This window comes from Conexibacter sp. W3-3-2, assembly GCF_009707605.1.
Classification (GTDB): domain Bacteria; phylum Actinomycetota; class Thermoleophilia; order Solirubrobacterales; family Solirubrobacteraceae; genus Paraconexibacter; species Paraconexibacter algicola.
Genome location: NZ_WLYW01000003.1, coordinates 16,426 through 35,411, shown reverse-complemented (window position 1 = coordinate 35,411; position 18,986 = coordinate 16,426). Strand labels below are relative to the sequence as shown.

The following is an 18,986-nucleotide window of genomic DNA, read 5'->3' as shown; positions in this document are numbered from 1 at the left end:
CGACAGCGAGAATCGTCCTACGGCCGGGGGCCGGCCGCCCTGGAGGGCGGCCGGCCGCGGACATTCCGTTCTCGGAGCGGTGGATCCGCTCCCCTCGCCGCATCAGAAGCGCACCTTCCGGGTCGGGCTCGCGCCGCCGATGTGGCTGGTGGCACTTCCGATCACGGCTCGGAACTGGACGGTCCCGCTGAGCGGGGCGGCCAGGCGGTAGCGGCCGGAGAAGGCGCCTCGGGAGGTCGACCGCAGCGTCAGGAACGGGCGCCAGGCTCGACCGGCGGTGCGGTACTGGATCGTGACCTTCCGGCCGCCGAGCTTCCCCGGTGCGCCGATCTTGCCGCGAAGGCGGATCGCGCCGGGACGCTTGGCGACGCTGAGACGTGCCGTCGCGCGGACCGTCAGAGCGAGTTCGACCTTGGAGGTGACGTCCTGCTTGCTGAGGTCATAGCGGTAGCGCAGCTGCAGCTTGCGGGACGGGCTGTTGCTCGGGAGCTTGATGACGAACGAGCCGTCCTTGCGCGTGCGGGCACCGCCCATGTCGCGGACCGTTCCAGCCTCGAGGTAGACGAGCTCGATCTTTGCGTCGTCGACCTTTCCGCCGTCCGGACGGGCCAGCTGACCGCGGATCGTCGCCGAGGTCCCGTACCGCGTCGTCTGTCCACGGGTGCGGCCCTTCAGCCACACCGCCGACAAGACCGCCTGCGGATGACCGTTCTCGCCGTTGACCTTCAGGCCCGCACCCTCTCCCCCGGTCCCCGAGGAGGCTGCGACGCCCCCTGCCGAGGGCGAGCTCGAGGACGACGCCGGGTCCTTGCCCGCCTCGCCGGGCACCTTCGGGTCAAACGGAGCCGGATCGGCTGCGTCCGGAACGCCATCCCCGTCGTCATCGCTGTCCGCACAGTTCGGGATGCGATCGCCGTCCGCGTCCTCAGTGGGACCGTTGCCAGTGCCGGTTGGGGCCGACGGGCAGGCAGTGCCGGATGGAGCGGGCTCCGTGGGGGCGGGCTGGACGGTTGCGCCGTTGTCGAACGGGCCGCTCGTGGTCGTCGAGGTCTTCGTGGTCGACCCGCCCCCATCGGTTGCGGTCACGCGGCAAAGGAGCTTCTTGGACTGGTCCGCGGCAGCGGGCGTGTACTTCGCGCTGGTCGCGCCGGGGATCTCCTGCTGGCCCGAGCCGTCCGCGTTCGCGCGCAGCCACTGATAGCTCACGGTCGGGCTCTGTCCGTCGATCGCACCCGGCGAGCACGTCAGCTCCGTGCCGACCTGCGCAGACGAACCGGAAACGGTCGGCGTCCCGAAGCTCGGCGCGACGTTGTCGACCTTGATCGTCCACGCGGCGGTCTGCGCCTGGTTGGTGTCGGTCGCGTCGGTCACGCGCAGCGAGATGTCGTGCGTGCCGTCGGTGAGCGTCGCGGTGTCGAAGCTGAACGTCTCCGACGCCGAGAGCTTGCACGGGACCTTCTGCGTGAACGGGGTCGCGCACGCCCCGCCGTTGCCGTCGACCGTGGCGAGCGCCTGCGGGACATCGTCGATCACCAGGCGCCGGCGGAAGACCCCGCCGCCTTGGTCGGTCGCCGAGAACGCGAGCTGCCGCGTGCGGATGGTCGTCGCGGTCGACGTCAGTGAACCGCTGAACCCCGAGATCGCCGGCGCGAGGCCGTCGTTGATCTGCAGCCGCATCCCGCGCATCGAGGCCGACACCGTGTCTGCGGGGCAGCCGTTGGCACCGGTGCACTGCACGCCGAACGTCACCGAGGACGCGCCACCCAGGCCGTAGTTCGCCGGTCCTGACCGGGACCCGCACGCGTACAGCTGGACGCAGTCCTCAAGGACCGTCGATCCGTTCTTGAGCACGAACCCCGACGAGTCGCCAAATCCGTTGGGGTGCGGGCGGCCCGCGCGCATCTGCCGCGAGTCAACAGCGAGGTGATGCAGCGAAGTGTTCGCCGGCGCCGTGAACGTCCACTGCGCGACGTTCCCAGCCGTATGTCCCTGGCCGCTGTCAAACGCCGTCGACAGCCCACCACCGGACGGGCAGTCATCGCCCACGTACACCCAAGCGCCCGCGTAGGCGCTCTCCCACCCCGACGTGCCGGGGCGCGCCGACGTGCACTGCTCCAACTCGTAGGTGTCCGCCGCAGCGACCGCGGGCGCGATCGATACGCCGGCCGTCGTTGCGAAGCCCAGGGCCACCGCGTAACGCAGAAGCCGTCCCCCAACCTGTGTCTTGAACTGCATGCTTCTCCTACTTCCGATCAGTTCGCGCGACTGGCAATGCCCCCGCGCCCATACCGCGCGCTCCCAGCACGCGGCCCGTCCCTGGTCTGCGAACCTCACCCACCGTCGGTGGACAAGCCGAACGCCTTGTCCGCACTCGTCGGCGCACCGCCTGCGCCCCCGCCGCCGGACCCCGACGAGCCCGAAGACCCAGCCGGAGCCGACACCGGAGCCGCACGCGGCGCCACGCCGAATGCCTTGTCAGACCCCGTCGCCGACGCAGAACGCGTCGCCGAAGCGGCCGAAGAACTCTTGAACGCCACCTCCGCACTGGCACGCTTTTCCCGACGCGCCGCGCGCCGAGCGCGCTGCGACGACCGGTTCAGCGCACTCGACTGGGACCGCACCAGAGCAGGTGACGGCGTCGCCGTCACGACCGGCGCGACCGACGCCACGGGGGCCGGCCGGGCGGTCCGCGCCGTAGTTGCGGCGCGCTCCGCCGGCTTGACCGGTTCGCGGTCGACCTTCTCGATCACCACGGGCGTGGCCACCGCCACACATCCGACCGCAGCAAGACCAGCGCACGCCTTCACCGCCGTCCCGCCCGCCAGCAGGCCGCCAGACGCTGCCGTACCGCCCGCGGTGACGGTGGCGCCCTCGCCGCTTGAGAACCAGTCCCCCACCCGGGCCGCGACCGACGCCAGCAGACCGGCTCCGGCCAGCGCGGGCACCGGCGGCAGCACCGCCGCGGCGCGGTCGTGCATGCCGGCCATCACGTGCAGCACGTAGTCGTTGCACCGCTCGCAGTGGCGCAGGTGCAGCGCCTCCACCCCATCGGAATCCTGCAGCGTCCGCTCCAGAACGAGCTCGGCGATCCCCGAACGATGCTCCGCACACCAGGCGCCGGCAGCCATGCCCTCGACCTCGACCGCCAGCGCGGCCTTCAGCCGGGTCGCGCGCTTGCGCCACCCCTTCGGGGTCAACCCGAGATGCTCGCGGGCCTCCTCCATGCTCATCCGCGACTCCGGCGCCCCTCCCATCTCGACCAGCCGCACGCGCGCGAACTGCCGCAGATCCTCCGGAAGACGCAACAGCAGCTCCTGGAAACGATCAAGCCACTCCGAACCGCCCGCCGTGTCCAGCTCCTCGAGCTCCAGGCCGGTCTCCGCGGGTACGCCGATCGCCTCATCGAACGCGACGAACGACCGGGGCCCACTCTTCTCGCGGCCCTCGACGTGCTTCTTCGCATCGCGCGCTCGGTCGTAGGCCTTCGTGACGACAAACGCCATCAGGTCCTCGCTCGTCGGGCGACTGCGACCCTGCGCGGTCGCGTAGCGCTCGAGCTTCGCCGGATCTCCGAGCACCTCAGCGAACGCATCGGACGTGGCGTCCTCCGCCCATTCCGGGCCGACCTTGCGCGCCACCATCCGGACGATCTCGTCCTGACGCCCGTGGACCTCGCGGACCATCGCGTCAAACCGCGCGGCATCGAGCGGGCTACGCATCGTGCTCACGCGCCCGGCCGCCCGGCGTCGTCGAGATCCGCCAGGACACGGCCCATGGCCCTGGCGCCAGCGAGGCGCTCGTCTCCGCTGCGCAGGCGTTCGATCGCGTACTCGCGAAAGCAGCCGGCAGCGGTCGCGCCCGCGCCGGTCAGGACCGCCGCTTCGAGCACTCCGAGGTTCGGGTGGACGTCGACGATCTCGAGCCAGTGCTGGTCGGAGATCGGCGCCATGCCCTGAACCAGACACCGGGCAGGGCGAAGTGACCCCCCTTCGGGCCTCGTGGCGCATACGCGCTCACCGGGCGTCCCCTGCCCGGCGCAACGTCCTTCCCTGCGGTCCCGCATCCGTCCCCGCAACCTACGCGTCCCGGCCCGACAGTCAAAGCCGACGCACCGAAACTCGTCGCACGGGCACCAGAAAGCCGTGCACGACTGAAGTTTTCTGGTTGGACGCCGCCCACCCGTCCGGGGGCGGTCCACGTTGCGACCGCGGCCTACGCGGCCAGCTCGTGACGCATCGAACGACTCTCGTACTCCGTGACCTGGCGGTAGGCCGCGTCCGCGTCAGCGGCCAGATGAGCATCCAGGACCCCGCTGATGAGGTGGGCGCGCTTGATCTTCGCGCCAGCCGGAAGGGCGCTGATGAGCTCGTCCATCCGTACGCGCAACTGGGTCGGCAGGCGCAGGTTCATCTCCGTGGTCTGGATCGCCGCCGACCCGCGACGCGGTCGCGCGGTCGCCAGGACCAGCTCTCGCACCTTCCCGGTCTCCAGCGGCAAATGCCGCTCCAGCACCGCGACCGCAAGCGCCGTCATCGAGACACCCGCCGCACGAGCCAGCTCACTCAGGCGGTCCGCCGTCTCGTTGGGCAAGAGCACCGCAGTCTGAACGGGCCGCCCCGTGCCCAGGAACGGCCTCTCCCCCACCTCCGCCTTCGCCCGCGGAGCGCTCGTCGTGCCGGACTCGCGACGCTCCGATCGCTGCGCGCGCGCCCGCCGCGGCTGCGGCCGGGCCGGCGACTCCCGCGGCTCCGGCTCCAGGGCGGCGACCGGGGGCTCCGGGAGCGACTCCGCTGCTGGACGCTGCTCCTCCGCAGCGGGTGCGTCGTCGGCCGTTGGCAGAGGCGCGCTGACGTCGGTGGGCCGACGCATGCCGATCCGGCTGAGGCTCGGGCGCGAGCTCATGCTGCGGCCTCCGCGACGACGCCGGCTTCGAGGATCTCCGTCGTGAGCTCCCGGACCTTGGACGCCGCTACGTGGTCCGGTGCGAACAGCACCAGCGGGACCGACGACGCGCCGGCGTTGTGGAACGCGGCCGCGAGCGGGATCTCGCTGCGGAACATCGGCAGGTCTTCCTCGGCCATCTCTTCCTGCAGCGCCTGATAGGTGAGCCGCTTGCGCTCGACCTGCGTCTTGGCGATCCCCGCCAGCCGCACGTCGATGCGGTTGCTGCGCAGCTCCTCGAGCGTGTTCATCAGCGCGAGCACGCCCTTGTAGGCGTTCAGGTCGACCATCGACACCACACCGACGACGTCGTTGGCCGCCACGAGCGCGTTGATCGTCAGGAGCCCCAGGTTGGGTGGCGAGTCGATCAGCACGAGGTCGTACTCGTCCACGTGGTCGAACAACGCCTTCAGCAGAAACTCCTCGCGGCGCATCTGGCCGCTGAGCTGGATCTCCACCTGAGACATGTCCGGATGCCCCACCACCACGTCGACGCCCTTCACGACGTCGCGCGCGGTCGCCTCGGGGATCTCGCACTCCCCCAGCATCACGTTGAACAGCGTCTTGCGACCTTCGGCGAACGGGTCGACCCCGAGCATCGTCGAGGCGTCCGCCTGCGGGTCGACATCGACGACCAGGACGCGCTGCCCGCGCTCCCCCGCCGCCGCCGCGACGTTCGCGGTGACCGTGCTCTTCCCGGTCCCGCCCTTCTGGTTGGCGAAGGTCACCACTCGCGTATTCGGTCGAAGCATCACTCACCCATTCGACATTGCGGTCAACAGTTCCTGCAATCACGCCAACGGTCACGTGCTCGCACGAGCGCACACACCACGGCTCGCACACTCGCCCACATAACCTAGCACCCTCTCTAGCACTCTACCTAGCACTCAACCAGGTGACCGGCCCACCGCTCGTCTGACCTATCGTACCCTCGACCTACGCGCGGCTCGATCTGAGCGCCAGGGAGCGTCGACCCGGGCGAGACCGCGAAATCGTCACGCCTTGGCGCCAATTGGAGCCAGAGAGGCCCCTCGAGCGACGTGCGAACCGCTCGCCGGACGGAACGTGGCGCCCGTGAGGGGGGGAGGCGCGCCTCTGGCGACTGGAACAGGCGACCGGCGAGCGGCCGCGCATCGCCGACTGCCGGGTCGGGGGCCATCGCGCGGGCGCTGATTCCAGCAATCCGTCCGTGCTAGGCAGTGACTGCATCGTTTCGGCGAAGCGCGAAGAGCCCAGGGAGGACCCGGGCCGGCGCCGAGAGTCCGGACGGAGCAGACATGTCCGGCGCCAGCTTATGCACCCGGAGCGCGGCCGGCCCCATGTCGGGTTATGGCACTTCTCGACCGCTACTCGAGGGTTGCTCCGTCCGACCAGGTCACTGCTGGATCCGAAAGCCGGTCGACGATCGAGGCATCGCACCCAACCCTCGAGTGCTGGTCGAGGTTACCGATCGCCCGGATTCCGTACACCGGACGTGTCGACATAACGACCCGGTCGCAAAGCGCCGCGCGACCGGGCCGTTTCCCGGGGAACGGCAGAGCATCGTTCTTGCCGGCGGGGACCCTCCGGCAAGGCGGGAGCTATCCCACCCTCGGGAGCAGATCCACCGTCGGGAGCTATCCCACCCTCGGGAGCAAATCCACCCTCGGGAGCTATCCCACCGGCTCCATCCGCCCCGAAGCAGACACTTCCCGCATGCCGGGAGCTATTCCACCCCCCGAACCACCCTCGTTTTCCGCCCGATCACGCGCCGAAGGGGGACTCCTGCTGGTCCGCGGAACGGTTGAGGTGGTGGACAGCACTCCCACTTGGCGGTGGACAGCACTCCCGTGCGGGTGGACAGCACTCCCGAACGGGCAGGAGCCGTCCGCAGCCACGACAAAGGTGGCGCGCGTGACCGACTCCGCCGTCAGCCCCGACCCCTACCCGCTGCGCCGCAGCTTCCTGGAGCAGGGACTCGGAAGCGCCGTCGGCCTGGTGCAGTTCAACGCCCAGGAACTCGTCGACAAGGTCTCCGCCAGCACCCTTGCCGGCGCGGTCGTCTCCTCCGCCAACGCGCCGATCGGAACCCTGGAGTTCGACGCGCTCACCGTGATGGCCCTCGACTTCGCCGAAGACGGCGACGACACGACCTACGAACTGCGCTTCCAGCTCGGCGCGCTGCTGCGCAAGCTCGGCATCACGCCCGGGGATACCAGCGCCGAGACCTCGTCATCGCGCTCAAGCGCCTCTACGACGTCTCGCTCGAACTGCCCGAGTTCGACGAGGACGGCAACGAGATCGGCGTCCGCCAGCGACGCCTGTTCAGCGAACTCGCCGTCTACGCCGACTCCCGCACGCTGCAGGAAGTCGACGGGCCCCGCGACAAGGCCGGCAACCTCAGCTTCGTCAAGATCGCCGACGCCGAGGGCGCCCACGCCCAGGTCACCCTGACGCCGTGGTTTGCCGAAGCCGTCCTGGACCGCCGCGGCCGAACCCTGGACCTCGAAACCCAGCGCGCCCTCGACGGAGCCGCCAAGCGCATCTGGGTCACCCTCGGGATGCTCCCCTACGTCCAGGCCGCCGACGGGCAGTCCGAGAGCTACACGATCGCCCTCGACGACAAGGTCTACGAGGCGCTCAAACTCCGCGCCAAGCGCCCAACCGACAACCGCAAGGCCCTGCGCGCCGCGCTCGAGCGCATCCTCGAGCGCGACCCCTCCTACACCCGCCTGGAGGTCGTCAAGAGCCGCAACACCTGGAGCCTGGTCGTCGAGCGCCTCGCCGGCGACGCCAAGCAGGCCGCCCTGCGCTCCCGCGAAGCCGACCGCGACACCCGACCCAAAGGACGGATCGCCGCCTAAGCACGCAGCCCGCTCCGAAACGACGAAGCGCCGCCCGGCCAGGGGCGGCGCTCCTCAAGCACAGATGCCTGATTGCCCCTCACATCTTAGACGTGCGCCGGTCGCCTCCTGCCCGCAGGCGGCGCGACCCGCCCCGTCACTCCTCTTGGCGGCGTCCTCGCGATGACCGAGCGGCTGCTCATCGAAGACGGCCGCGACGGCTTCGTGATGGTCTCGTGCGCCGTCATCACGGCCTGCCGCAGCCGCCTCACCGGGGCCACGCTCGCCCAGAGCCTAGGCGCGACCGTCGTGCTGGCCGCCGCCGCTCTGCGCGACGGGCGCGCCAACGACGGACGGCAGATCTGCGACCGCACCATCCGCCAGCTCTGCCAACCCGACCACTTCGGCACCAGCAAGGAGCTCGGCCAGCGGATCCTCACGCACCTCCAGGACGCCGGTGCCATCAGCTGCGACACCACGCGCCGCGACGGAGCCCTGCGCCTGCCCTCACGCATCGAGATCCTCGGCGACCCCGTGCCGTTCGCGCGCGTCGACATCCCCGCCCTCGCGGCGATCGGCCGCCACGCCAGCGGCCCCGCGCGTCTGCGGGCGTTCGCGATGTACCTCACGCTCGTCGACCTCGCCGGCGCCCAGCGCCACGGGGGAGACCGCCAGACCGTCCAGACCACCTACACCGAGCTCGCCAAGCTCACCGGCGTCAGCGTCCGCTCCGGCAAGGACCTCATCACCCTCCTAGTCGCCTCCGGCGTCATCGAACGTCACGCCCAGACCAGCGACAACGGCATGGCCCACGCCAACCGCTACCGCCTCATCCAGGTCCCCGCGACCACCACGCACACGACGCCGACCACGATCGATCCGGGAGTGCACCAGGTAGGACGAGGGCGTGCAGCAAACCCGTTGGTGGGGGTGCAGCAGGCAGGACATGACAGTGCACAGGCCAGGACAAGGCCGGGCGAGAGCCAGGACATGGGCGTGCAGCATCCGGTCCAAGGCGGTGCAGACCGCACGCCCTACGCGCACACGCGGGAAGGACAGACCCAGCAGACCGCCCAGAACATCCCCAGAGACCAGCCGGGGGAGAGGCTCATCACCAATCCCGTGGAGATCCTCATCGAGCGCTTCATGGGGCACCTCGCCAGCGGCCTGAGCGCCGCGCGGGTCGCCCGGCTCTACGCCCCCCAGCGCGACAGCTGGCTCCCCATCGCCGCAGAACTGCTCGAGGACTTCCCGCTGGACCAGCTCCTGGCCGGCGTCGACTACCTGCAGACCGACACCATCCTCAGCAGCAAGGCCAAGACCCTCCCGGCCTTCGCCGAGCTCGTCGACGACATCCTCCTGCGCGCCCGCGCCGCCACCACCAACGCCGCGGCACGCGGACCCGTCGCGGACGCGAGTGGGGGAGAGGCCGCACCGTCCTGGGCCACCGCCTGGAACCACCTGCGCCGAGCCGTCAGCGCCCACGGCCGCTCCGGCGAGACCAAGGCCCGCGCCTCCCCTCGCCACCGCGTCGCCGGTGCTCGAGGAGTTCGTCGACCACCTCGGCTGGAGCTCGATCGCCACCGCCAGCGACGAGACCGACCTGAAGTTCGCCTACCTGGACTTCTGCAAGACCGCCGGCCGAAAGGCAGCATGAGCACCCCCGCCCAGACCCTGCCGCACAACCTCCAAGCCGAGGAAGCACTCCTCGGTGCCGCCATGCTCTCCGGCGTGCTCTTCGACCGCCTCGCGTTCGTCGAGCGCCTCGAGCCCCGCCACTTCTACCGCGGCCGGCACGCCGTCGTCTGGCAGGCCATGCTCGACCTCACCCGCCAAGGCGAGGCCATCGACGCCGTCACCCTCACCAACGAACTCACCCGCACCGGCAAGCTCGAACAGGCCGGCGGCGCCGTCGGCGTCGACAACCTCGCCGGCGCCGTCCCGTCGGTCGCCAACTTCGCAAGCTACGTCGGCATAGTCCGCGACCTCGCCACCATCCGCGACGTCCTCACCGCCACCTACGAGATCCAAGCCGCCGTCAGCGAACCCGGCGCCACGGGCGAGAGCCTCGTCGCCGACTTCCAGACCCGCGCCTTCGCCCTCGGCACCGTCGCAAGCCAAGACCGCGCCGTCGCGCTCGACGTCGCCGTCGGCCGCGAACTCCAACGACTCGAAGAGGCCTCCAAGTCCGACCGAGACATCCCCGGCCTCACCACCGGATTCGACGAGCTCGACCGCATGCTCGGCGGCTTCCAGCCCGGCAACCTGGTCATCCTCGCCGCACGCCCGGCGATGGGGAAGACCGCGATGGCCATGAACTGGGCCGAGCACATCGCCTTCTCTGAGCGCGCCCCCCGTGCTCTTCGCCTCCCTGGAGATGAGCGAGACCGAAGTCGTCCAACGCCACCTCTCCGCCCACGCGCGCATCAGCACCCAACGCCTGCGCAGCGCCGACCTCAACGACAAAGACTGGGCCGCCCTCATGCGCGCCGCCCAACACGCCGACGGCGTCCCCTACACCCTCCTGGACGAAGGCTCACTCACCGTCACCCAGCTCCACGCCAAGGCCCGCGCCATCAGCGCAAAGACCCCCTCGGCGTGATCGTCGTCGACTACCTGCAACTCATGCAGCCCGAACGATCCAACGGCAACCGCACCGAAGACGTCTCCGCCATGAGCCGCGGCCTGAAGATCATGGCCCGCGACCTCAACGTCCCCGTCGTCGCCCTCTCCCAGCTCTCCCGCAAAGTCGAAGACCGCGCCGACCGTCGCCCCCAACTAGCTGACCTCCGCGAATCCGGGCAGATCGAAGCCGACGCCGACGCCGTCCTCATGCTCTACCGCGACGACTACTACGAACCCGACTCCGAACGCCCAGGCGAAACCGACGTCCTCGTCCGCAAGAACCGCCACGGACCCACCGGCGAATTCATCCTCGGCTTCGACCCCGGCCGCGTCCGCTTCCGCCCCCACAACACCTGATCCAGCACGGGCGCATCTCTCAATGCAGATGAGGGCCGCTCCGCGTCCCCGACGCGAGCCCCCCAGCCAGCATGACCAAGAATCGCGCCTTCGCCAATCCAGAGGTCGACGTCTTCGACTCCCCGCGCAAAATCGGCACAGGACGAGTTGTTAGCCCGAACGTTCTTCATCCCCTCCGTAGCGGGTACAGACTTCCCAGCAGGCCAGACGATCGCCTACTCGCCACTACCGTGATCCGCCTTCGACATTTCGTAGTGATCGCTCTCGGAAGCGTCTCGGGGGGCCTCATGGCGGCGACCCAGGCCAATGCTTCCCCCAAATGGGAATGTGGGCAGGGCGCCGGGGTCACCAGCTTCGCTCGCTCGCCCGAAGCCCGGGTGTACCTCCGCTCGCGCTCGGGGGTCCTCGGCAACGAACCGAAATCGGTGGTGGGATGCTGGCGGCCCACCGGCAAACGCACGCGGATCGGCTTCAATGACAACGGCTTTGACTTCGAGCGCGACCGAGTGCGCCACGTCATCCTCTCAGGCCGCTTCGTTGCCTATACGCAGCGGCACGCCGACGGCAACAATCCAGGCGCCGGCACAGAACGCGCACTCGGCGTCGACCTCGAAACAGGCAAGCTCGTCGCCTGCGGCAACGCAGAATCGTCCATCGACGAAGTAGCTCTCACATCGCGCGGTGCGATCGCCGTCCTCAGCAGCAACCGCTCGCTGCTCCAGGTCTTCGACGTCCGCGGCGCCACGACCTTGGTGCGACGTGCCACTTCCCCGATCTCGCGACTTCGGGTCAACGGAGACCGGATCGTGTGGCGACGCGGGGACCGAACCGGAGCTGCCCGCGCCATGCCGGCCTCACCGGTAACCGCGGCATGCGAAGGTGTTCAGATCCGGCCGTTCTAGCCAGACCACCCGTCTGAACCCACACGGCTCGACCCTTTTCGGCGGAGCCGCCACGTCGTCGCGCACGCGAGATGCGCCAAGCGGATCCGAGCGGACCGCGCCCTACCCTCCCAGACATGCACCGCACGCTCGTTTGGACAGGGAAGGGCGGGACCGGCAAGACCACCAGCGTCGCCAACCTCGGCCCAGAACTCGCCTACCTCGGCGCCCGCGTCCTGCTCGTCGGCTTCGACCCGCAAGCCGATCTGGAAGCCTCGTACGACATCACCCCTGACGCGCCGACGATCGCCGACGCACTCACCGGTCACCGGCCCGTGACCGACTGCCTCACCGAGATCGCGCTTCCCGGCACCACCCACGGCGGCACCCTGCACCTTCTCCCGGCCAGCCCGGTCCTCGACGACCTTCTCGGAGCCTTCGCCGACGGCGGACATCAGAGCCTGGACCTGCTCCTGGGGCAGCTGGACGAGGCGTTCGACATCGCGCTCATCGACACGCAGGGTGCCATCACCCCGTTGAGCGACACCGCCGCGCACGCCGCCGACACCGTGCTCTTCGTCATGGAGCCCGGCGCCTACGAATCCCGCGCCCTGGCCAAGCGCCTCGGCGAGATCCAGGCGAGCCGCACCGAGACCGGCGGCTGGCGGATGAAGCCACTCGGCGTCGTCTTCATGCGCACGCCCGCGCGCTCGAGCAGCCTGCGCCTGCTGCGCGAGCAGCTCGCCGACACCGAGACCTACGGCGCCGAGATCTACGTCTTCGAGCACCACACCCGCCCGCAGACCAGCGTCCAGCTCCACCCACTCCACGGCCGGCCGACCGTCATGGTCGAGCCCGACAGCAACGTCGGCCGCGACTACCGCCGCATCGCCGCCGAACTGCTGCAGCAGCTCAACGCCCTCTACCCGGCCGCCGCCTAGAACATGACCAAGAAGCCCGCCTTCCCGACGATCAAGCAGGTCCGCGCAGGCCAAGAAGACCGCACCCCCAGCCGCACCTTCAACGCCCTCGGCCACGGCGGCCGGATCAAGACCGTCCCGCTGGACCGGATCGCCCCCAACCCCGCCAACCCGCGCAAGGCGTTCGACCCCGACGCCCTTCAGGCGCTCGCCGACTCCATCGCCGCCCGCGGTATCCTGCAACCCCCAGTCGTACGCCCCGCCGGCGCAGACGGGGTCCACACGCTGATCATGGGGGAGAGGCGCACCCGCGCCGCCCGGCTCGCCGGCCTGACCGAGATCGACGTGCTCATCGGGGGCAAAGACGACGCCGGCGCCGACCTCGAGGACGCGCTGATCGAGAACCTCGACCGCGAGGACCTCAGCCCCGTCGAGATCGCCCGCGGCTACGCCACCCTCATCGAGGACCTCGGCATCACCCGCGAAGAGCTCGCCCGGCGCATGGGCCGCAAGATCAGCCGCTCCACCATCAGCAACCACATCCGCCTCCTCGACCTTCCGGCGCCGATCCTCGCCGCCGTCGACGACGGCCGCCTCAGCTTCGCCCACGGCCGCGCGCTGCTCAGCGTCGAGGACCACAACCACCAAAAGCGCCTGGCCCGCCAGGCGATCGACCTCGGCTGGTCCAAGCGCACCCTCGAGACCGCCGCCGCCGAACTCTCCTCCCGGCCCGCCCGCAAACGCGTCAGCCCCGCCGACCGCGCCGCCATCGCCGAGAACCGCGACGCCTCCGACCGGCTCACCGACCAGCTCGCCCTCGCCGGCCACGCCGCCACCGTCAAGGTCACCCAGCAGGGCGTCACCATCAGCCTCAAGGACCTCGACGCCGCCGACCAGCTCGCCGCCGCACTCACCACGGCGAACACCACCACGCGCCGCTGAACCCGCCGTTCCCCGGGGAACGCGCACAACCGCCACCCGACCGCTCGGCGTGACCACCGAGGCGTAGGGGTCACCACCGACACGGACGCGTCGGGTGCAGGGCATGAACGCCCACGCACCCCAGACGCCAGGACGCGCCAGTCGCCCGACCGCCGGTGCGTGCCGTCCCGAGGGTGAGCGCGGGGAGGGACCTCCTTGCCGCGGCCCCGGGGGCGCGGTGGGCAGCAGGCGGCGAGCATGGCCGACGCCGGACGGGCGGTGCGCAATCCGCCGCTCCAGCTTCCCCGCTCCCGCCCCGCGGCGCTCGGGCCGGGGCACCGCCGCTGCGCGACGGCCAAGCGGCCCTGACGGGCCGGCCCCTCGGCGCTCACGGCCTCGGGCGGGTCGGCTGCGCCGACCGCGGCGAAGCCGGCGCGTGCGTTCGCGCACGACCCGCCGGTCGCCGACCGAACTCGACACCAGCAACCACCACAGCCCCGGGGACCACCGGGAGAAGGGAAGTCCACATGCTCACCATCACCGGAAACGGCCGCCTCACCCGCGACCCCGAGCTCCGCGCCACCAAGGCGCAGAAGAGCGTCACCACGATCAGCGTCGCCTGCGACCAGCGCGGCCGCGACGGCGAGACCGTCTACGTCGACCTCGTGCTCTGGGAGCGCGCCGCCGAGGCCGCCGTCGAGCACCTCGTCAAGGGCCAGGCCGTCGCCTTCGCCGGCGGACTGCGCGTGCGCACCTGGGCCGACCGCGACGGCAACAAGCGCCACACCGTCGAGGTCCACAACGTCGACCTCGAGTACGGGGCCAAGCCCCACCGCACCGACGACGACCTCGTCGCGGTCCCCGACGGCGAACGCGACCACGAGCCCACCGACGACGAGATCCCCTTCTAGGACCTCCGCCGCCAGAAGCACCAACGGCCCGTCCGCCACCGGCGCGGACGGGCCCCGCCCAGTTCCAGACCGTCCAATTTTTCGCCAGGGAGACCCGATGAGCCACCAGGACCCGCAGATCACCCAGATGACCGCCGTCGACCCGCTGCTGGAGTTGCTCGCCGTGCTCGACGCGACCCGCGCCGAGGAGCGCGCCGAGCTCGACGCCATGACCACCGAGCAGCGCCAGGCCGCCTACGCCACCGGCCTCATGACCGCCTACCAGTGGCGCGACTGGTACCAGCGCTACCCCCACGAGACCCCGCTGACCAGCCTGACCGGACCGGGCGAGTTCTTCCACATCCTCTGCAAGACCCCCGAGTACCTCGGCGAGTAACGAGCCCGAGGTGGGGGAGGGCCGCCTCCGGGCGGCCCGCTACGGTCACCAGACCGTGTCGCAGCGTCCCCTGGAGCTCCACATCACCCTCGACGGCCAGCCCGTCCACGCCGCCACCGCCGTGGCGGACCAGGGCCCGCCGTGGGTCGTGACGATCACGACCTCCCTGCCCGACCAGGCGCTCGAGCTGAGCAGCACCTACGTCGGCCGCCGCGGCACCCCGACCCACATCGTCCGCGTCGCCCTCGCCCCGGGCCGGCAGATCACCACCAGCACCGACGAGCGCCCCCAGGGCGCGCTCCCGGTCACCCACGCGCGCGAGCACCTCCTGCACGACCACCTCGCCGCGCTACACACCCACGCCGCCACCCACCACGCAGGCGCCCTCGCCGCGAACGTCGACGACGCGACCGTCGCCGCCGTCGCCCTCGCCTAGATCCCGCGCGCACCGCCGCGGGGCGGCTTCTGCTTGCGGACGCCGGGCGCGTGGTGTTGCTCGACGTCGGCCGCGAGCAACCCGGTCAACACCTCCGCGTCCAGGCCGTCCACGCCTCGGGCCCACAACCCCGAGGCAGCGCCACGGACGATCGCCAACGTGTCCGGACCGAGATCCACCGAGCCCGCCACGCGCTCCACCGCCGCCAGCAACGCCGGCGGCGCCGACCCGTCCGCGATCGCCGCCGCACGAGCGCGGGACGCCCGCATCACCGCGACCATCCGATCCTCCGGCGTCAACACCGGCCAGACGCTACCGGCAGCCCACCAAGCCACGGCACCGAACAAGTCGACTGCCCCCCGAGACTCCAATCCCAGCAGCTGACCACCTGACGCTCACCGTCGCCAGCGTCAACGATCCACCACTAGAACGACCGACTGGCGCCTTCGGCACCAGAACAGCAGGGTTCTCCGAACCCCACATCGACTTTGCTGCGCAAAGTTTCAGAACAGACTAGATGCACTACGTGCCAACGCTGCGCGAACGCAGCACGCCGGTGACGCCGCTCACGCTCCTAGCGTCACGCGCACCGTGATGACCGTGCACAGCATCAGCGCCGACGGCGCGAGCGACTACGTCGACTACCTCGACGGCAAGGCCGTCGCCAAGGGGCCGGCGACTACTACCTCGGCCGCGATGGCGCTCCCGCCGAGGCCCCGGGGCGTTGGCTGGCCAGCAGCCAGTCGCTCGAGGCGCTGGGCATCACCCCGGGGGCGGACGTCGACCGGGCGGCGCTCGAGGCGCTCGTCGCAGGCCGACGGCCCGGGGGAGAGGCCGACCAGTGGCTGCGCCGCGCCGGCCCCGACGGCACCCGCTCAAGCGGGCTGGACGCGACGTTCAGCGCCCCGAAGTCCGTCAGCGTCCTGCACGCCCTCGGCGGCACCGAACAACGGCAACTGCTCGAGGGCTGCCACAGTCGCGCAGTCACCGCCGCGGTCGAGCACCTGCGCCGCACGGTCGAACTCACCACAAGGTGGGAGGGGGAGAGGCCGGATCGGTTCCGGACTCGGCCGGTGACCTGCTCGCCGCGGAGTTCATGCACACCACCGCCCGCGGGGTCGAAGGCCGCCTGCCCGACCCGCAGCTGCACTCCCACGTCTGGATCACCAGCGTCGTGCGCAAGGACGGGCAGGTCGCCGCCGTCCGCTCCCGCCCGGTGTTCCGCGCCGCCCGCGAAGGTGGGGCCTACTACCGGGCAGCACTCGCGCGGGAGCTCGTACAAGCCGGGTATCGCCTCGAGACCGGCACCGGGAAGAACGCCCGGTACTTCGAGATCGCCGGAATTGCGCCCGAGACGCTCGAGGCCTTCAGCGCGCGGTCCCGCGAGGTCCGACACGCCATCGACGCGTTCCGCGCCGCCCATGGCCGCGACCCGCGCGAAGACGAACTTCGCACGCTCAAGGTCAGCTCCCGCGAAGCCAAGAAGGCCCAGACCCGGCCCGAACTCGAGGCCCACTGGGAGCACGCCGCCAAGGACAGCGGCATGACTCGCGGCCAGGCAGAGGAGATGCGCCCACGTCGCGGCCGCCGTCTGGCCGGCGCCGATGACGAGTGGGCGTGCCGCGTCCTGGACCAGGCGACCGCCGACCGCGCGATCGTCGGCGCCGACGTCGTGCGGGCGGTCGCGCTGGAACAAGCCGCAGGCGTCATGGACCCCGACCGCGCACTGCGCGCCCTGGACGAGCTTTGCGACCACGGGGCGCTCATCGAACTCCAGGACGGACGCATCACCACCGCTGCCGTCCGCAACCGCGAAGAACGCCTCGTCGCCCACACCCGCACACTCGCCAACGACCTAACCGTCACGGTGCCCGAGGTCGCGCGGGAGACCGCGCTGCGCCGCGTGGCCGAGCAGCGCGGCATCCAGCTCAGCGACGAGCAGCAAGCCGCCGTCCAAGTCCTGACCGGACCCGAGCGGATCGCCGCACTCATCGGACAGGCCGGCACCGGCAAAGGCGTCGTCATCGACACCGCGGCACGCGCCGAACAGGCCGCCGGACGCACCGTCCTCGGGGTCGCGGTCGCCGGCGCGACAGCGCAACGCCTGGGGGAGGACTCCCCGAGCCTCGCCGGCCAGACCCAGACGATCGACGCGCTCATCTCGCGTGCCGATCACGGACACCAGCCCATCGACGCCAGCACCACCGTCATCGTCGACGAGGCAGGCATGGCCGACACCCAGCGACTCGACGCGCTCACCGACCTGGTAGTTCGCGAGGGCGCAAAGCTCGTGCTCGTCGGCGACGGCAGACAGCTCCCGTCCATCGGGCCCGGCGGCATGTTCGACCAACTCACCCAACACGCCCCCACCAGCGAGCTCACCCACGTCCGCCGCACCCAGGACCCCGCCGAACGCGCCGCATGGCGACACCTGCGCAACGGCGACCCCGAACCCGCCATGGCCCACTACCTCGCCCGCAATCAACTGCACCTCACCGACACCCGCACCCAAGCGATCGAAGCCGCCGTCAGGCGCTACGACGCCCTCAGCACTCAACTCGGGCACACCGCCATCGCACTCATGACCGACGGCCCCAACACCGAGATCGACGCCATGAACGCCCGCGCCCAACACCTCCGCCGCGCACGCGGCGAACTCGGTGCACACGCACTCGCAATCCCCGTCGAAGACGACACCACACCCACCTACGCACTCCGGCAAGGCGACCGGATCACCTGGACCCGATCCCAACCCGTCCCTAACGGGGACCGCGTCGAGAACGGCACGCGAGGAACCGTGGCCGCGATCGACCCGCACGGACGCGCACTCATCACCGTCGACGGCTCCAGACGCCACATCGAGGTCGCCGGCGACCAGGTCGGGGCGCTGCGCCTCGCCTACGCGAGCCACGTCTACCGCCAGCAGGGCGCGACCGTCGACCGCGCCGTGACCGTCACCGGCGGCTGGCAGACCAGCCGCGAGACCGCCTACGTCGAAGCCTCGCGCGCCAGAGAAGGCAGCGACTGGCACGTCAGCCGCGAAGACCTCGGCACCCACGGCAACGACCCCAACCGCATCGAGCGCCTCGCCGACGCGATGCGCATCACCGGCGCCCAGATCCCCTCCACCACCGTCCCCGCAGCGCCGACACCCACACGCTCGTTCGCGCCCGCCCACCTGGCACCCATCGCTCCACGCCTGGAACCGCTAGTCGAACACAGCCCCTTCCCGGACCCCACCAGGCCCCACGTACCGACGCCCGCGCCCGGAGTCACGCGATGAGCACCAACCGCAAACGCATCACCGTCAACCTCACTGCCGAGGCGTTCGCTCGCTTGGAGCAGCTTGCCGCCCAACGCGGCAAGCGCTACGGCTCGGTCGCCAACGAAATCCTGACCGGCCTCCTCGAGCACGGTCAGCTCCCCGACAACCCCGAACCTCCCGTCGACGGTGCCCCACCAGACTGGCTGGAACTCGGCCGCGGACAGCCATGGCGAGCAAAGGCCTGGGAGCAGGCCCAACACCTGCGCGAGGCCTACCCCACCGAACTGCACCTCCTGCCCAGCACCTGGACGACCGACCGCTTTGCCCGCGACGGCCTCCTCGCCCTCGCCGCATGGCGAGCCCAGATTGACGCCGGCACCAGCGACGACCCTCGCATCGAACTCGCCTGGCTCGACAGCCTGCGCCGCTTCCGCACCTGGCTCGAACTCCGCGCCCGGGAAACCCCCGACCGCCTCCCCGACCACTCAGCCCCGACGGGATGGACGCCCACCAGCTGAGCGCGCAGACATC

At 70.8% G+C, this 18,986-nt stretch carries 16 protein-coding genes and 3 pseudogenes; 13 read left to right on the top strand and 6 right to left on the bottom strand.

Going from position 1 to position 18,986, the window contains the following annotated elements; translation table 11 throughout:
• Positions 1-102: 102 nt before the first annotated feature.
• The 5 genes from GKE82_RS24960 to GKE82_RS24940 form a co-directional block, all read right to left on the bottom strand.
• Entirely contained in the window at positions 103-1,902 is a 1,800-nt protein-coding gene (locus tag GKE82_RS24960) for a thrombospondin type 3 repeat-containing protein (RefSeq protein ID WP_154735629.1), read from the bottom strand.
• 428 nt (positions 1,903-2,330) lie between these two features.
• A complete protein-coding gene (locus GKE82_RS24955) occupies positions 2,331-3,728 on the bottom strand; it encodes an RNA polymerase sigma factor (protein WP_154735628.1) in 1,398 nt (465 codons plus the stop codon).
• Positions 3,725-3,949, bottom strand: a complete 225-nt coding sequence (locus tag GKE82_RS24950) for a hypothetical protein (protein ID WP_154735627.1) — start codon at positions 3,947-3,949, stop codon at positions 3,725-3,727. Before GKE82_RS24950 ends, GKE82_RS24955 begins: the two co-directional genes overlap by 4 nt.
• A gap of 263 nt (positions 3,950-4,212) precedes the next feature.
• Positions 4,213-4,590 carry a hypothetical protein gene (locus tag GKE82_RS24945; RefSeq protein ID WP_154735626.1) on the bottom strand — a complete coding sequence of 126 codons (378 nt, stop codon included), beginning with the start codon at positions 4,588-4,590 and terminating at the stop codon, positions 4,213-4,215.
• Positions 4,591-4,898: 308 nt separating this feature from the next.
• Positions 4,899-5,669, bottom strand: a complete 771-nt coding sequence (locus GKE82_RS24940) for a ParA family protein (protein ID WP_196189457.1) — start codon at positions 5,667-5,669, stop codon at positions 4,899-4,901.
• 1,165 nt (positions 5,670-6,834) lie between these two features.
• Between GKE82_RS24940 and GKE82_RS27490 the strand changes: the two genes are divergently transcribed.
• The 10 genes and pseudogenes from GKE82_RS27490 (at position 6,835) to GKE82_RS24895 (ending at position 15,190) form a co-directional block, all read left to right on the top strand.
• Positions 6,835-7,374, top strand: coding sequence for a hypothetical protein (locus tag GKE82_RS27490; RefSeq protein WP_196189456.1), 540 nt, complete (start codon positions 6,835-6,837; stop codon positions 7,372-7,374).
• A 107-nt stretch (positions 7,375-7,481) separates the two neighbouring features.
• The gene (locus GKE82_RS24930; protein ID WP_154735623.1) at positions 7,482-7,784 is read left to right on the top strand and encodes a hypothetical protein; all 303 of its coding nucleotides are present in this window, start codon (positions 7,482-7,484) and stop codon (positions 7,782-7,784) included.
• 162 nt (positions 7,785-7,946) lie between these two features.
• A pseudogene (locus GKE82_RS24925) lies at positions 7,947-10,103 on the top strand (replicative DNA helicase); the annotation flags it as partial.
• Between the two features lie 37 nt (positions 10,104-10,140).
• A pseudogene (locus GKE82_RS31775) lies at positions 10,141-10,745 on the top strand (DnaB-like helicase C-terminal domain-containing protein).
• A gap of 287 nt (positions 10,746-11,032) precedes the next feature.
• On the top strand, positions 11,033-11,647 hold the full coding sequence (locus tag GKE82_RS24920; protein ID WP_154735621.1) for a hypothetical protein: 615 nt from the start codon (positions 11,033-11,035) through the stop codon (positions 11,645-11,647).
• Between the two features lie 116 nt (positions 11,648-11,763).
• Positions 11,764-12,567, top strand: a complete 804-nt coding sequence (locus tag GKE82_RS24915) for a ParA family protein (protein ID WP_196189455.1) — start codon at positions 11,764-11,766, stop codon at positions 12,565-12,567.
• 3 nt (positions 12,568-12,570) lie between these two features.
• Positions 12,571-13,488: a ParB/RepB/Spo0J family partition protein gene (locus GKE82_RS24910; protein ID WP_154735619.1), complete on the top strand. Its 918-nt coding sequence runs from the start codon at positions 12,571-12,573 to the stop codon at positions 13,486-13,488.
• Positions 13,489-13,994: 506 nt separating this feature from the next.
• Positions 13,995-14,378 carry a single-stranded DNA-binding protein gene (locus GKE82_RS24905; RefSeq protein ID WP_154735618.1) on the top strand — a complete coding sequence of 128 codons (384 nt, stop codon included), beginning with the start codon at positions 13,995-13,997 and terminating at the stop codon, positions 14,376-14,378.
• A gap of 97 nt (positions 14,379-14,475) precedes the next feature.
• Positions 14,476-14,754, top strand: coding sequence for a hypothetical protein (locus GKE82_RS24900; protein ID WP_154735617.1), 279 nt, complete (start codon positions 14,476-14,478; stop codon positions 14,752-14,754).
• A 55-nt stretch (positions 14,755-14,809) separates the two neighbouring features.
• Positions 14,810-15,190, top strand: coding sequence for a hypothetical protein (locus GKE82_RS24895; RefSeq protein ID WP_154735616.1), 381 nt, complete (start codon positions 14,810-14,812; stop codon positions 15,188-15,190).
• Here GKE82_RS24895 and GKE82_RS24890 read toward each other — a convergent pair.
• Positions 15,187-15,459 (bottom strand): hypothetical protein, encoded by a 273-nt coding sequence (locus GKE82_RS24890; RefSeq protein WP_154735615.1) that lies wholly within the window; start codon positions 15,457-15,459, stop codon positions 15,187-15,189. The two genes, GKE82_RS24895 and GKE82_RS24890, sit on opposite strands and share 4 nt — an antisense overlap.
• A 408-nt stretch (positions 15,460-15,867) precedes the next feature.
• On the opposite strand from GKE82_RS24890, the pseudogene GKE82_RS31770 reads away from it, so the two are divergent.
• The 3 genes and pseudogenes from GKE82_RS31770 to GKE82_RS24875 all read left to right on the top strand — a co-directional run.
• Positions 15,868-16,218, top strand: a pseudogene (locus tag GKE82_RS31770) (relaxase domain-containing protein); the annotation flags it as partial.
• Between the two features lie 5 nt (positions 16,219-16,223).
• Positions 16,224-18,473, top strand: a complete 2,250-nt coding sequence (gene mobF, locus GKE82_RS24880) for a MobF family relaxase (RefSeq protein ID WP_196189454.1) — start codon at positions 16,224-16,226, stop codon at positions 18,471-18,473.
• Positions 18,470-18,973, top strand: a complete 504-nt coding sequence (locus GKE82_RS24875; RefSeq protein WP_154735613.1) for a hypothetical protein — start codon at positions 18,470-18,472, stop codon at positions 18,971-18,973. The genes mobF and GKE82_RS24875 overlap by 4 nt, the downstream gene beginning before the upstream one ends.
• Positions 18,974-18,986 lie beyond the last annotated feature (13 nt).

What these genes read in the sequence shown, in the direction of transcription:
- GKE82_RS24960 (WP_154735629.1), bottom strand. Translation starts at nt 1,902, where the DNA reads ATGCGCGCGGGCCGCCCGCACCCCAACGGATTTGGCGACTCGTCGGGG.
- GKE82_RS24950 (WP_154735627.1), bottom strand. Translation starts at nt 3,949, where the DNA reads ATGGCGCCGATCTCCGACCAGCACTGGCTCGAGATCGTCGACGTCCAC.
- GKE82_RS24930 (WP_154735623.1), top strand. Translation starts at nt 7,482, where the DNA reads ATGCTCCCCTACGTCCAGGCCGCCGACGGGCAGTCCGAGAGCTACACG.
- GKE82_RS24920 (WP_154735621.1), top strand. Translation starts at nt 11,033, where the DNA reads ATGGCGGCGACCCAGGCCAATGCTTCCCCCAAATGGGAATGTGGGCAG.
- GKE82_RS24915 (WP_196189455.1), top strand. Translation starts at nt 11,764, where the DNA reads ATGCACCGCACGCTCGTTTGGACAGGGAAGGGCGGGACCGGCAAGACC.
- GKE82_RS24910 (WP_154735619.1), top strand. Translation starts at nt 12,571, where the DNA reads ATGACCAAGAAGCCCGCCTTCCCGACGATCAAGCAGGTCCGCGCAGGC.
- GKE82_RS24905 (WP_154735618.1), top strand. Translation starts at nt 13,995, where the DNA reads ATGCTCACCATCACCGGAAACGGCCGCCTCACCCGCGACCCCGAGCTC.
- GKE82_RS24900 (WP_154735617.1), top strand. Translation starts at nt 14,476, where the DNA reads ATGAGCCACCAGGACCCGCAGATCACCCAGATGACCGCCGTCGACCCG.
- GKE82_RS24890 (WP_154735615.1), bottom strand. Translation starts at nt 15,459, where the DNA reads ATGCGGGCGTCCCGCGCTCGTGCGGCGGCGATCGCGGACGGGTCGGCG.
- GKE82_RS24875 (WP_154735613.1), top strand. Translation starts at nt 18,470, where the DNA reads ATGAGCACCAACCGCAAACGCATCACCGTCAACCTCACTGCCGAGGCG.